A 13,081-nucleotide genomic window follows, 5' to 3' on the forward strand; every position below is an offset into this window, starting at 1 on the left:
CTTCAAGATCGAAGAAGTCGAATGTTCCAGCCCACCAGGAAGTTTGCCGCCTCTCGGTTTCCTCCGGGCGCACTTGACGTACAGAACATGCTCTTGACCCATGCTGCAGCACGGGTCAAGAGCACAATTCCTACGTCAAGTCACGTGTCGTCTCTGTCGCGGGCACCGCGCAGGCCACAGCTGCGGCGGGCGACAAGCTCAGATCGGCGGAGGGGTTTGCTCTGGCAGCCACATGAAGGTGTGTCGTCCGAGTAGCGCAGGGAGCCATCGATGCATCGGCTGCTCGAGTACGAGCCGCACCTTGCGCAGCACGACACGCGGCGGCAGTCGCCACTTCGACATGCGACGGAAGCCGTAGCGGGCGAAGTAGTCCGGCTTCCCGGTCGCAAGCCACACGAAGGTGGCGCCCGTTCGTGCCGCGTCGGTCATGCACGCCCGCACGAGCGCCGCGCCGACACCTCGACCGTGTGCGTGCGGGTCGACCGCGACCGCGAGGATCTCGGTGTTCGCTCGCGTGTGGTGGTGCAGCGCGGCACAACCCACCTGCTGGCCAGCCTCGATCGCGACCACGAAGTCATCGAGGTCGCGGCGGATCCGATCGTCGGACTGCTGGAACAGCGATACGTCCGCAGCATTCGCGACAAGCAGTCGGTGGATCGCCTCGACGTCTGCCGCTGTCGCCCGCCGCACCGCGAACTCTCCGAATTCGGTCCCCACGACATAGAGTCAAGCACGGTCGCGGGCGGTCGGCACCGACCTCAGGGCTGTTCTGCCGGAACGACTTTGAGGCCGCGGATCGCGGATTCCAGGATCTCCGGGATGCTGAACAGGGGGCGGTGCTCGGTCACCTGGGCTTCGAAGGGTTTGTTGATCTCGGTGACGAGGGTTGGCCAGTCGTGCTGGACCTGCTGTGGGTACTTGGTCAGCAGTTCGCCGGAGATGTAGGCCCAGCGGTCATCGAGCACCGACCAGTTCCAATTCGGCAGTGGCAGTGTCAGTTTCATCGCCCGGCCATCGGTTCCGGTGAACGGGATGGCTATCTGGTGGAATTCGCGGGGCGCGACAACGCCTGCGACCGTCGGCGCGCCGACCACCGCCATCATGTAGGTGAGGGCCTCACCGACGTTGCCTTTGTAGGCCCGAACCCGATCCCAATGCGCGCCGACGATCTCCTGCTGCTCGCGGCGCATCAGTGCCGCGTTGCCGACCGGGATGCGCTGCACGTCGCCGGAAGCGATGTCGCGCCACGCATTCATGATGGTGTCGCCGAACAAGCCGGCAGCCTGCATCTCCTGCAGAGCGGGCAGCCCGCCGGTGATGTATGCCTCGTGCATCGGGACCAGATCGCTGAAGATGTTGCGCCACATCACCAGAACTTCGCTCAGCATGAATCGCACGTCGGCGACCTGGAGCGTCCGGCCACTGTCCACGACCGCGGCCAGCCCGCGCGGAAGCAGTCGCAATGCGTCAGGTCCCGCCGCCTGTTCCACCGCGCCGTACACACCCTGTGCGGCAGCGACGACAGCAGGCACGCCGTCGAGTGCGGTACCAGCATCGAGCGCCAACTGACCGTCGAACATCGCGCCGGCGAGCGCGGCACCGGCCTGGCCTGCCATCCCGGCCCACTGCAGTTCCGGGTGCGCAAGCTGCAGCTGCTCGTAGTAGCGATAGGTATTGATCATGTTCTGCCGGTTGACGTTCATGCCCGCGCGCGGATTCCACGACTTCAGCTCGAGGCCTGCCTGCTCGGTCGAGTCGGCGAGCCAGTACTGGAGCAGCAGCGCGGCGTAGCGGGTCGGCGCGATCCCTGCGGCCCGGACCTCGTCCAAGGAACGGCCGAGTTCGACGCGGTCGGAAGGCAGTTCGGGGTGCACACCGCCGGGACCCGAACCGTCCCGATTCACCAGCGGGAGGTCGAGATAGCGATCCACGTCACCGGCTGCCGAGGCCGATGTCGCAGAGAGCAGACCGAGTCCGAGCAACGCGACCAGCACCAGTCCCACGCCGCGCTTTATTCCGACGAAACGCATGTATCAGTCCTTCCGCCGATAGCTGCGGCGTATCAGTTGTCGTCCGGCGCGAAGCCTAAGGTCCGCGCAATAGGCGAGCGGGACAGTTCAGGGTCCCTGGATCCGCGTTAAGCCGCGCTCAACTCACAACCTGTCGACGATCCCGCCGCCGCCTCGGAATATCCGCGCGACCTCGCCATGCGGATCCGCTAACTTGATCGTGCCGGTGCGGCGAACGCCGTCTCGCGCGCCGGTGAAGGAGGCCGATGCCGTGTTAGAGATCATCCAGCCTGAGGGTTTGGACTCGCCGAAGACCTATAGCCATGTCGTTGTGGCGACCGGGAGTCGCATGGTGTTCGTCGCGGGTCAGATGTCCGACGACCTCGACGGCAACCTGGTGTTCGCCGGTGATCTGGCGGCACAAGCTCGCCAGGTCTTCACCAACCTCGGTCGCGCACTCGCCGCCGCCAGCGCGCGACCGGATCAGGTCACCAAGATTACGATCTACGTTGTCGGTCACCGCCCGGAGTTCCTGCCCCTCATCGAAGACGCCCGGGTTGCGCTCTTCGGCGATCACAAGCCGACCGATGTCCTCCTCGGCGTCGAAACACTAGCTGCGCCAGGATATTTGATCGAAGTCGACGCGATCGCGGTCGTCGACTGATCAAACCGTTGCACCTACGACCACGCGGGCAATTGCACTGTGACGCAAAGTCCTCCGGTGGGGCGCGGTGTGAGGGTGAGGGTTCCGGCGTGCGCCTGGGTGATGCTTTTGACAATGGCCAATCCGAGGCCGACGCCTGAGCGGTGGCTTCGGATGCGTTCGGTGCCACGCCGGAACGGCTCGACCAGTGTGGCGACCAGCTGCGGAGCCAGTCTGTCGCCGGTGTTTTCGACCGTGAGCACGACAGTCCCTGGGTAGACGGTGGTGGTGACCCACGCCGTGCCATGCCCGGGCAGGTTGTGCACGATCGCGTTGTGCACGAGGTTCATCGTCAGCTGCAGCAGCAAGGCGCGGGAGCCGATGGTTCGGGTCATGTCGCCGAAGGTCTCCAGCGTGACGCCGTGCTTTTCCGCGAAGGGAAGCAGAGTTTCGGTGGCTTCTTCGGCAATGAGCGACAGGTCGACGTGTTCCCGGGTGAATGCGCGTTGGTCGGCGCGGCTGAGCAGGAGCAGCGCTTCGGTGAGGTCGATCGCGCGGGTGTTGACGGTGTGCAGGCGGTCGACCAGTTCGGTGGTGTCGCGGTGCGGCGCATTGCGCGCCACGTCGAGCAGGGTCTGGGTGATCGCCAGCGGGGTGCGCAGTTCGTGCGAGGCGTTGGCGGCGAATCTCTGCTGTTCGGCCACGTGTGCTTCGAGCCGCGCGAGCATGGTGTCGAAGGCGTCGGCGAGTTCGCGAAACTCGTCCTGCGCGCCAGGCAACGAGATCCGGTGCGAGAGTGAACCATTCGCGGCCGCGCGGGTGGCGTCGGTGATGCGGGTCAACGGCGCGAGCATCCGGCCTGCGAGCAGCCACCCGCCAGCGAGCCCGAACACCAGCAGAAAGACCAGCACCATGGCCATGAACGGCGCGAACGAGCGGAGGAGAAGCGAGCGGTTGATCCAGAAGTCGCCGGTGGCGTAGAGCCAACCGTCGGGCAAATAGTAGAGGTAGAAGACCAGCACTGCCGCAAGCAGCAAGGTACCCGCGAGCATGAGGAACCCGGCGTAGCTGAGGGTGAGTTTGAGGCGAACGCTCAAACCCGGCGTTCTATCCACGATCTCCTCCGTCCTGCCCGACGTCCGGCTGCGTACTGATGCGGTAACCGACGCCGGCCACGGTCGCGATGATCCAGGGCTCGCCGAGGCGTTTGCGCAGAGCTGACACGGTGATGCGCACGGCGTTCGTGAACGGATCCGCGTTCTCGTCCCACGCCCGTTCCAGGAGCTCCTCGGCGCTGACCACACCGCCTTCGGCAGCGACGAGAACTTCGAGCACCGCGAACTGCTTCCTGGTCAACGCGATGTAGCGGCCGTCGCGAAAGACCTCGCGGCGAAACGGATCCACCCGCAGACCCGCGATTTCCCGCACCGGCGGTCTGCTGTGCGCACGCCTGCGGTCGAGCGCCCTGAGCCTGAGCACGAGTTCGCGGAGGTCGAAGGGTTTGGTGAGGTAGTCGTCGGCGCCGAGCCCGAACCCGGTCGCCTTGTCGTCGAGCCGGTCGGCGGCGGTGAGCATCAGGATCGGCATGCCGCTGCCGGAGGCGACGATGCGTTCGGCGATCTCGTCACCGGACGGACCAGGGATGTCGCGGTCGAGGACGGCGATGTCGTAGGCGTTGACGCTCAGCAGCGCCAACGCCGTATCGCCGTCACCGGCGGTGTCCGCGGCGATGGCTTCCAGGCGCAGGCCATCGCGGATGGCTTCGGCCAGATACGGTTCGTCCTCGACGATCAACACACGCATAGGAACTCGATTCTTCCAGGCGGGAAATATCGTCGGCGTATCGAAAACCGCATACGGGCTGACAACACCGCGCTGCCTTAGCTGACGGCATGAGTCATAGACAACCAGCACGAACAGCTACTCGTCGGTCGATGCTCCGCACAGGCTTCGCGGTCGTCAGCGCGGTGCCTATCGGTGTTCTCGTTTACCAATCGCTGACGTTCCTATCGTCCTCGGCGGCCTGGGATGGCCCAGCCGCTGTGCCGCAATCGAATGGGGTGACGGTCTTCGACGACCACAGCCCGTCCGTGGCCAACCTCGACGCCGATTTGCTCGAGGCCCTGCGCCGCGCCGCCACCGATGCCGCGGCGGACGGGGTCGAGTTCGTCGTCAACAGCGGGTGGCGGTCTCCGGAGTACCAGGCGCAACTATTGCGTGAAGCGGTCTCGAAGTACGGCTCGGAACACGAAGCTGCCCGGTGGGTGGCCGCGCCGACCACGTCGGCACACGTGTCCGGACAGGCGGTGGACATCGGGCCAACAGCGGCCGCCGCGTGGCTGTCCGCGCACGGCGCCGAATACGGGCTGTGCCAGATCTACAGCAACGAACCATGGCATTACGAGCTTCGCCCCGAGGCCAGCGAGCACGGTTGCCCGTCCCCGTACGCCGACCCGACCCAAGATCCGAGGATGCAGCAGTGATCAGCACCGACGTGCCGACCGCCGAAACCCTCGCCATCCGAGAGGGCTGGAATCCGTTGACGCGGATAGCATTCCGATTCTCCGTCTGCTACTTCGGCCTGTTCTGTCTACTGCTCCCCTACATTCCGTTCGCACTGCTCGGCATCTTCGGCCGCTGGATCCGCGAATACCCGGGACCATGGAACATGGCGCTCACGGACCCGGTCACCGGTTGGGTGGGCCGAACGGTTTTCGGGGTCGACGCGAGGCTGCACCAGGACTCCGGCGCCGGCGACCAAACGGCCACATGGGTGCTGATGTTCTGCATACTCGTTGTCGCGGTGGTGGTTACCGCAGTGTGGACGGCCTTCGACCGTAGTAGCTCCTCCCCTCGTCTGCTGGCGTGGTTCACGCTGTTCCTGCGGCTGTGCCTGGCCGGGCAGATGCTGGGGTTCGGGTTCGCCAAGCTGATCCCCACGCAAATGCCCGGCCCATCACTGGCACAGCTGTTGCAGCCGTACGGCGAGCTGAGCCCGGCCTCCGTGCTGTGGTTGCAGATCGGCAGCTCTTATCCCTACGAGATGGCGCTCGGCGCCGTGGAAGTCGTGGCCGGGCTGCTGCTCTTCGTGCCGCGAACCGCGGTGCTCGGCGCCGTGGTGAGCCTGGCGAGCATGGCGCAAGTCCTGTTGACGAACATGACGTTCGATATTCCGGAGAAGCTGCTCTCCGCGCATCTGTTGCTGATCAGCCTCGTCCTGCTCGCTCCACACCTCGGGCGGCTGGCCGATGTCTTTGTGCGACAACGCTCCTGTGCGCCGCTGAAGACAGCGTCGCTGTTCACCGACGATCGGAAGAATCGCCTGGCGCTGTGGATTGTGGTGGCCATCGGTTTCTCGGTGGCGTTCGGCAGCGGCTATGACCGGTGGGTGGTTTGGCAAGAGCAGTACGGTCCCAACAGGCCCAAGTCCGCGCTCTACGGAATATGGGAGGTGCGGGATTTCACCGTCGACGGCCAGCCGCTGCCGCCGTTGACGACCGATGAGAATCGTTGGCACCGGCTTGTTTTCGATGCTCCGGAGCAAGCGACCTACCAACGAATGAATGGTGAACTGATACCGGCGCGCGCCGACTTCCGCCCCGACGGACAGCTGGAACTGACCGCAGTAGTGGACGCACCTGGCGAAAAGGCCGGGCACCAGCCACCGTTCGCCACGCTGTCGACTGAGCAACCCGCTACGGACCAGCTTGTGCTGCGCGGAAACGTGCATGACCGCCCTGTTGTGATCACCTTGGAACGCATAGATTTGAACAGCTTCACTTTGCGCAGTCGCGGATTCCACTGGATACAGGATTACCCGTACTTTCGCTAGGTTTCGCCCTCGGTGCAGGCTTCGGCCGGTTTACACTCTGCGCAAAGGACGTTGGAGGGGGCACATGGGCAAGATCGGCGTGTTGCTGGCCGAGGGATTGCTCCGGCGCGAACTGATGGTGGGGGCAATCCTGCTCTCGACGTTCACGATCGTGGTCGCGCTGAACTCGGCGGAAGCCGGGTGGAAAATCGGCTACTGCGTGGCGGGCGCCGTGGGGATTATCGGGGCGTTCGTTGCCATGCGCAGCAATTGGCGACTCCAATGGCTGGGATCGGTCGGGATCATCGTCGTCAACATGATCCTACTGGTCGTGCACGGAAGAATTACCGGCTAGCACCACACACTTTTCTTGGGGGTATCTATGACCGAGTTCACCGTCGAGATCGCCGACCTTCGCGGCTGGGCCGTACAGGCAGGACGATCCGGCACGCATCTCTTCGAGGCCCACAACTACGCGGTGCGAAATATCAACGACGCGGACTTCGGCCGGATCATGAACCTCATCAAGGGCGACTACGAGAAGATCCTGCCCGCGCTCCATACCGTACTGCTGGCGAGCAACGAGAACATGGACAAAGCCAAGCGGGCGTTGGACATCTCGGCCGAGGAATATGTCAACGCGGACAAGAACTTCGCGCAATCATTCGCCGATCTCGATGCCGGGATCGCGGTGACCGTCACCGACGACGGCGTAGCGAACGGATTCGACGATCTGTCCGCGCCGACAGCTCATCTGAAGGATCCGAACAGCCGCGCCAAGGAAATCCCGACGGTGTCCTTCGGCATTCTGTGGGATCGAGTCTGCGATCTCCTCGTCTTCCTCGGCGCGTCCGATCCACGCGAGGAGGTCGCGAAACTCCTCGCCGGGGACACCGTGAAGGCCTCGCGGCAAGCGGACGCGTGGCGCATGCTTGCCGAGCTCATCGATGATGTGGACGCGAACCTGGCCAACGGCCAGACGTCGATCTCGAAGACGTGGAAAGGCAACGCGTCGAACTCTGCGGGCGCGCATTTCGGCGCATGGAAAACCAAGTTCGAGAACCTCGAGTCGGTCATGCGGAAAGTGGCGCAAGCCCTCGACGATGCCGCCGAGCAGGCGGTGAACCTGGCGCAGAACATCACCGACGCCTTCGTGTTGATCGTCAGCGTCATCGCCGCCGGCTTCACGAAGGCGTCGATCCCGCTGTACGGCCAGGCGTATCTGGCCAAGAAGGGCTGGGAAGCCATCAAACTGTACAAGGGCGTGATCACGGCGGTGAATGTGTTCTTCACCCTGCTGCGCTCGATCATCAACCTTTTCATTTCGGGTGTTTCGGAGTTCAGCCGGGAGTCGCTGCCGAAGCCGCCGCAGGTCTAGTAGTCGAGGGACAAACCATGGCAGCCGTTGACAAAGGTGGTCAGTACGAGGCCATCCTTGCGAACCTCAAATCCGAGCTCGACAAGCTGCGTGCGGAAACGCAACGGGTCGCCCAGGAGAACGTGACATCTGCCGAAGAGGCGCAGCAACTCAGCCAGCTGGCCAAGTCGGGCGAGCTGGGTGCGGAGATGCAGCAGGCAGCAAGCCTGGTGGCCGGTGGCAGCGAAACCTGGGATTCGCTGTTCTCCGGAAAGTCGGCGAATTCCGCTCTGCTCGAACCGATTATGCAGGCGAACGCGGGCAAGTACGGCGGTGAACTGTCTGGCCGGATCAAAGGGGATCCGGTGCCAGGTGTCGTCGAGTAGCGCTTCAGCGAGCAGCCGGTCGGCGTCGTCGGGCCCGGTGGCGAAAGTTCTTGACATTCAACGGCTCTGCGCCGATTTCGTCAGGAAGCGCCGGTCCGTGCGGATATGACACGCGTCACGTGGCCGCCTCGATGCGGCGGGGTTAGCTTGAACCTTAGAAGTGCTAACAAGTTCAGGTGTTCCCTTGTGCATCAGGAGATGGCGACATGTCAGACGACTTGAATGTGAAGCAGGACAACAACAATGGCACGGTGGGCCGCAGGGCGCTGCTCGGCACCGGCGCGGTCGCAGTGGGGGCCGCCGCGCTCGGCGGCGGACTGATCGGCGCAGCGGCGGCGAGTCCCGACACACCGAGCACCCTCGCGAGTGATGGCGCGCTCGACAGCAATCTCAACAACAAGTCGCATCTGTTCAAGCTGAAGACGGCAAACCGGGCGACCTTCGACGGTGGATACCTGCAGGGTGCGAACGAAGACAATTTCCCTGTGCTACAAGGCCAGAAGGGGTCGGTGTACTTCGTCCACCTCGACGGCGGCGGCATCCGCGAACCCCACTGGCATCCCACCGCATGGGAACTGAACTACATCATCTCGGGCAAGGCGAAGTGGAGCATCCTGGGCACCCATCCCGACGGGACCTATCACAACGACGTCTTCGAAGCCGAGCAGGGTGATCTCGTCTTCGCGCCGCAGGGATACTTCCACTACTTCGAAAACGCCAGCGCCGACGAACCTTTGGACGTTCTCGTCACCTTCAACACCAGCGCAGGCGAACCCAACGACGACATCGGCATCGTCGGCACCCTCAACTCGCTCCCCCGCGAAGTCCTAGCCGCCTCCTTCGGCATCCCCGTCTCCGCCTTCGCCAACGTCCCCACCGACATCAAACCCGTCGTCATCACCCGCCACCGGTAACAGCACGGATTCATGATCACGGGGTACTGGTGCAGGCATCGCCCGAGAAGCCACCTGCACCAGTACCCCGTCGGTGTTTCGGTAGATGCTAGCGTGCCCGCGTCGTGAGATCGGAGGGTTGGTGATGGAGGAGGTCAGGTTCGAGCAGGACCTGGTGCGGGCGCTGTTGCGGGAGCAGCATCCTGATTTGGCCGATCTCGAGCTCCGAGATGTCAACGGGGGCTGGGATAATCAGATGTGGCGGCTCGGTGCGGATCTGGCCGTGCGGTTGCCGCGCACCGAACGTGCGCCTGCTCTGCTGCACACCGAGCAGACATGGCTGCCGGTGTTGGCGGATCGTCTGCCGCTACCAACCCCGACCCCGGTGCGAATCGGGAAGCCCTCGAGACTGTTCGAGCACACCTGGACGATCGCGCGCTGGGTGGAAGGGGAGCCTGCCGATCGCGCGCCGGTCACCCGTAGCGACGCGGCCGAGATCCTCGCGGAATTCCTTGGTGCGCTGCATGATCCAGCGCCCGCCGACGCACCGGCCAACCCGACACGCGGCATTCCGCTGGCCGGACTGCACCGGCGTCCCGACAGCTGGTTGGGCGTCGTTGCCGACCACGCGATGGCTGAGCGCGCGCGGGAAGTCTGGGAACAGGCCGTGGCGGCGCCCGCCTGGGCAGGTGCGCCGCTCTGGCTGCACGGTGATCTGCATCCGGCGAATGTGGTTGTCCGGGACGGGATGCTCGCCGGGGTGATCGACTTCGGCGAGATGTGTGCGGGTGATCCCGCGACCGACCTTTCCGCCGCTTGGATCCTGTTGCCCGCCGGCGCCGCGAGCCGGTTTTTCGACGCCTACGGACGAGCCGACGAAGCGACCATCGCCCGCGCTCGCGGGTGGGCCGTCCTGCGCGCCTTGGGCCTGATCCAGATCGGACAGGCCGGGCGACGCGGTCTGCCCGGAGGCAAACCGACCTGGGAACCAGCAGGCTATGCCACCCTCGAACGAGTCCTCGCGGCAAACTGACCCGCCTGGCCGCCCAACCCCGAGATCCGCACTCGTTCTGTCGATCCGCACCCGTTCTGGCGGCCCAGAACGGGTGCGGATGCGCAGAAGGGGTGCGAATCTCTTTGGTCGAGCCGAGGTACAGCAGAACCTATTCCGCGCGCAGCACGTCGACTGCCTCCAATCGACTGGCGTGCCAGAGGGGGTAGGCGGCTGCTGCTGCGACTAGGGCGACGATGCCGCCGAGGCTGATCAGGAGGGGTTGGGGTAGGACGTTCCAGCGGAGTTGGAAACCGTAGAACACTGGCGAGGCCAGGGCCTGGAGGTAGATCAGGCCTAGACCGCCGAGTAGTGCGGCTATCGCGGTGAGGCAGGCCAGCAGCGCCGCTTGGATTGCGATCGCGGCTTGCTCGGTGCCGGTCGAGACGCCGATGGCGCGCAGGACCGCGCGTTCGCGGCGGCGTTGAATCAGGCCGAGCACGAAGATGTTCAGGACGCTGATGCCTGCGGTGATCATGACGACGAAGCCGGTGACTGTGAAGGGCTCGAAGAAGCGGGTGATGGCCGCCTCGGCGGCGCTTGCCCATTCGTGATCGTCGTAGACAGACAGCCCGGCGCCGATGGCGAGATAGTCGGCGCGGTGGGCACTTGCCTCGGCCGCAGAGGAGTAACGCACCACCACTTGGTCACGCACTGCATGCCAGTCCTGTGCCGCACGATCCTCCGAGACCAGCACGATATCGCCGAGTGTCGAATCGTTGATCACCTGCGGCACAAAGGTTCCCGCGACCCGATACGGTTTTCGGCCCTGCGGGGTCGGCAGCTCGACCGTGTCGCCGACACCGGCATGCAGTCTGCCCGCAGCCACTTCGCTCAACGCGACCTCACCGGCCGCGAGTCCACGCCACATCGTGTCCGCGTCGCCAGTCGGGTCGGCGATGGCGGTCGCGTACCAGCTGCCCGGCGCAACCCCGAGCACCATCCGCGGTTCGGTGGCCGACGGCAGGAACGCCTGTCTGCGCGAAGCTATTTCACGACCAGCCGCGGCGCGTTCGATCATCTCGAAGGTCGAGGCGGAGAGCTGACCCTGACGCTGGTCCAGGATCGATTGCGGGGCAATGACCACCGTGTCGGGCAGCCGATCCGGCTTCTGACCCGCCACCTGCTGCGCGGCAAGCGCTTGCACACTGGCCGAACCGATAGCGAGGCTTGCGCCGACTGTCAGCACGGCGACGGTGGTCGCGAAAAGTACCGCGTACCGGCGCAGATCCGCATACGCCAGCCTACCGACGCCCGCGCTGCGCCGCGCAAGCAGCCGCACCAGCCGCACCGCGACCGGCGGTGTCGCCCACACGGTGACGGCCGCCGCACCGGCCAATCCGAGGAAGAGCGCCGAGCTGCCGGTGTCCAGAGACACCTTGCCCTGGTTGAACTCTCGCATCAGCAGCACCGCGCCGACGAGCATCCCGGCACCGAGCACCAGCGACCAGATCGACACCGAACGGGTCCGGCGCACGACGCCGAAGCTGGCCATCGACGCCAACGGCCCCTCGCGGATCAGCCGCCAGGCCGGGCCCGCGATGGCGAGCATGCCACTCAGCACGCCCGCGCCGACGCCGTAGGCGATCAGCGCGGGATGCCAGTCTGCAGCGATCACCGCGCCGGACCCGTCCAGCATCGATCGCCCGAATCGGTCGATGAGCAGCGAGCCGAGCAGGAACCCACTCGGCACGGCAAGCAACCCACCGACGGCGCCGAGCACTGCGCCCTCGCCGAGGAAACCGAACAACAGCGTGCGCGGGGTGGCGCCGATCGCACCGATGGCGCCCATCACCCTGCGGCGATCTTCGATGCCGAGCAGCACCGTGTTGATCACGATGAGGATGCCGACGATGATGCCGCTCAGCGCAGTCAGGTTCAGCGTCTGCTGGCCGGTCGCATAGATGACCGGTATCTGCGGTCGCGGCGGCCCGATACTGCCGACATCGCCAACGATCCGCTGCACCGCAGCGCTGAGGTCGGCCCCTGGCTTGGGCACCACGAACGCAGCAGTGACGAAACCCGGCGCGCCGAACAGGGCGGCCGCGTCGTCGGGGGTCGGCGCGAAGAGCAACTGCCCGTTGTTGATCCCGGCCACCCTGTCGAATTCGGGGAACGTCCAGCCGAGGTGTGTCGAGCCGGGGAGCTGGCCGGGAATGCTGACCTCCGCGCCGAGGCGCAGACCGAGTCGCTCGGCGATCACGGCGGGCACCTCGAACGGCGTGCCCGGCCCGGCTGCCGGCTGCTCGGTGCGGGCCCGCTCCTCGCAGTTGAACGAGCCGACCAGCAGCTCGATCGAGCAGGGCGCACCCATGACGAAGAACCCGTGCCGCTCGCCGCCGATCTCCACCGGTGCCAGCCCGGCCACGAACGGCACCACCGCCTCCGCGTCGGGCAGCTCGGCGCGCAGCCGATCGACGACCGAATTCGGCAGCCGCCCACTCACTTCGGGTGTCACCTCGATCACCCGGTCGCCTGCGCTGGTGGTCAGCGCGGGACCGAACGAGTCGAACGGCCTGGTCAACTCCTGACGCAACTGCAGCATCGCGAGCACCAGGGTCACCCCGATCATCACCCCGACGATGCTGGAAACCGTGCGCCGCCAGTCGAAGACGAGCGCCTTCAGATGAATCCGATGGAATCGGGTGATACTGGCCCGACCTGGCACGCTCACCGCCCGTCCACGGTGTCCGGGACGAGCTCGTTCGCCCGGCCGTCGACCAAACGGAGGTGCCGAGAACCGAATTCGACCATCGCCGGGTCGTGCGTCACCATGATCACCGCCGCGCCCTGCTCGGCGGCGAGCTCACGCAACGCCGCGAGCACCTCGGCCGACGAACCGCTGTCCAGGTTGCCGGTCGGCTCGTCGGCGAGCAGCAGCGCTGGCTCGGCCACCATCGCCCGCGCCACCGACACCCGCTGCATCTGGCC

General features: G+C 65.4%; 13 protein-coding genes and 1 pseudogene. 8 read left to right on the plus strand and 6 right to left on the minus strand.

The window, feature by feature from the left end; translation table 11 throughout:
* Positions 1-198: 198 nt before the first annotated feature.
* Complete coding sequence (locus NA11_RS21280; RefSeq protein WP_069163716.1) at positions 199-717, minus strand: GNAT family N-acetyltransferase; 519 nt, start codon at positions 715-717, stop codon at positions 199-201.
* Between the two features lie 41 nt (positions 718-758).
* Positions 759-2,030: a hypothetical protein gene (locus tag NA11_RS21285; protein ID WP_069163717.1), complete on the minus strand. Its 1,272-nt coding sequence runs from the start codon at positions 2,028-2,030 to the stop codon at positions 759-761.
* A gap of 250 nt (positions 2,031-2,280) precedes the next feature.
* Between NA11_RS21285 and NA11_RS21290 the strand changes: the two genes are divergently transcribed.
* Positions 2,281-2,673, plus strand: coding sequence for a RidA family protein (locus tag NA11_RS21290; protein WP_069163728.1), 393 nt, complete (start codon positions 2,281-2,283; stop codon positions 2,671-2,673).
* 14 nt (positions 2,674-2,687) lie between these two features.
* Here the strand turns inward: NA11_RS21290 and NA11_RS21295 are convergent, their stop codons facing one another.
* On the minus strand, positions 2,688-3,767 hold the full coding sequence (locus NA11_RS21295; RefSeq protein ID WP_174567707.1) for a sensor histidine kinase: 1,080 nt from the start codon (positions 3,765-3,767) through the stop codon (positions 2,688-2,690).
* A complete protein-coding gene (locus tag NA11_RS21300) occupies positions 3,760-4,455 on the minus strand; it encodes a response regulator transcription factor (protein ID WP_069163719.1) in 696 nt (231 codons plus the stop codon). Before NA11_RS21300 ends, NA11_RS21295 begins: the two co-directional genes overlap by 8 nt.
* A 131-nt stretch (positions 4,456-4,586) precedes the next feature.
* Here NA11_RS21300 and NA11_RS21305 point away from each other — a divergent pair, with 131 nt between their 5' ends.
* The 7 genes from NA11_RS21305 (at position 4,587) to NA11_RS21335 (ending at position 10,132) form a co-directional block, all read left to right on the plus strand.
* On the plus strand, positions 4,587-5,135 hold the full coding sequence (locus NA11_RS21305) for a M15 family metallopeptidase (RefSeq protein WP_069163720.1): 549 nt from the start codon (positions 4,587-4,589) through the stop codon (positions 5,133-5,135).
* Positions 5,132-6,484: a DoxX family protein gene (locus NA11_RS21310; protein WP_439957086.1), complete on the plus strand. Its 1,353-nt coding sequence runs from the start codon at positions 5,132-5,134 to the stop codon at positions 6,482-6,484. The genes NA11_RS21305 and NA11_RS21310 overlap by 4 nt, the downstream gene beginning before the upstream one ends.
* Positions 6,485-6,548: 64 nt before the next feature.
* On the plus strand, positions 6,549-6,818 hold the full coding sequence (locus NA11_RS21315; RefSeq protein WP_069163721.1) for a hypothetical protein: 270 nt from the start codon (positions 6,549-6,551) through the stop codon (positions 6,816-6,818).
* 27 nt (positions 6,819-6,845) lie between these two features.
* Entirely contained in the window at positions 6,846-7,841 is a 996-nt protein-coding gene (locus tag NA11_RS21320; RefSeq protein ID WP_069163722.1) for a WXG100 family type VII secretion target, read from the plus strand.
* A gap of 17 nt (positions 7,842-7,858) precedes the next feature.
* A complete protein-coding gene (locus tag NA11_RS21325; protein ID WP_069163723.1) occupies positions 7,859-8,206 on the plus strand; it encodes a hypothetical protein in 348 nt (115 codons plus the stop codon).
* A 206-nt stretch (positions 8,207-8,412) separates the two neighbouring features.
* A complete protein-coding gene (locus tag NA11_RS21330) occupies positions 8,413-9,120 on the plus strand; it encodes a cupin domain-containing protein (protein WP_069163724.1) in 708 nt (235 codons plus the stop codon).
* Positions 9,121-9,244: 124 nt separating this feature from the next.
* The gene (locus tag NA11_RS21335; protein ID WP_069163725.1) at positions 9,245-10,132 is read left to right on the plus strand and encodes an aminoglycoside phosphotransferase family protein; all 888 of its coding nucleotides are present in this window, start codon (positions 9,245-9,247) and stop codon (positions 10,130-10,132) included.
* 130 nt (positions 10,133-10,262) lie between these two features.
* Here NA11_RS21335 and NA11_RS21340 read toward each other — a convergent pair whose 3' ends face one another.
* Positions 10,263-12,824: an ABC transporter permease gene (locus tag NA11_RS21340; RefSeq protein WP_245746032.1), complete on the minus strand. Its 2,562-nt coding sequence runs from the start codon at positions 12,822-12,824 to the stop codon at positions 10,263-10,265.
* Positions 12,821-13,081: pseudogene (locus NA11_RS21345) on the minus strand (ATP-binding cassette domain-containing protein); the annotation flags it as partial. The pseudogene NA11_RS21345 and the gene NA11_RS21340, both read right to left, overlap by 4 nt.

It is taken from the genome of Nocardia altamirensis NBRC 108246 (genome assembly GCF_001612685.1).
Lineage (GTDB): Bacteria > Actinomycetota > Actinomycetes > Mycobacteriales > Mycobacteriaceae > Nocardia > Nocardia altamirensis.

Bases quoted from the DNA above. Each gene is read 5' to 3' on its own strand.
- NA11_RS21285 (WP_069163717.1), bottom strand. From the start codon at position 2,030: ATGCGTTTCGTCGGAATAAAGCGCGGCGTGGGACTGGTGCTGGTCGCG.
- NA11_RS21300 (WP_069163719.1), bottom strand. From the start codon at position 4,455: ATGCGTGTGTTGATCGTCGAGGACGAACCGTATCTGGCCGAAGCCATC.
- NA11_RS21305 (WP_069163720.1), top strand. From the start codon at position 4,587: ATGCTCCGCACAGGCTTCGCGGTCGTCAGCGCGGTGCCTATCGGTGTT.
- NA11_RS21315 (WP_069163721.1), top strand. From the start codon at position 6,549: ATGGGCAAGATCGGCGTGTTGCTGGCCGAGGGATTGCTCCGGCGCGAA.
- NA11_RS21320 (WP_069163722.1), top strand. From the start codon at position 6,846: ATGACCGAGTTCACCGTCGAGATCGCCGACCTTCGCGGCTGGGCCGTA.
- NA11_RS21325 (WP_069163723.1), top strand. From the start codon at position 7,859: ATGGCAGCCGTTGACAAAGGTGGTCAGTACGAGGCCATCCTTGCGAAC.
- NA11_RS21330 (WP_069163724.1), top strand. From the start codon at position 8,413: ATGTCAGACGACTTGAATGTGAAGCAGGACAACAACAATGGCACGGTG.
- NA11_RS21335 (WP_069163725.1), top strand. From the start codon at position 9,245: ATGGAGGAGGTCAGGTTCGAGCAGGACCTGGTGCGGGCGCTGTTGCGG.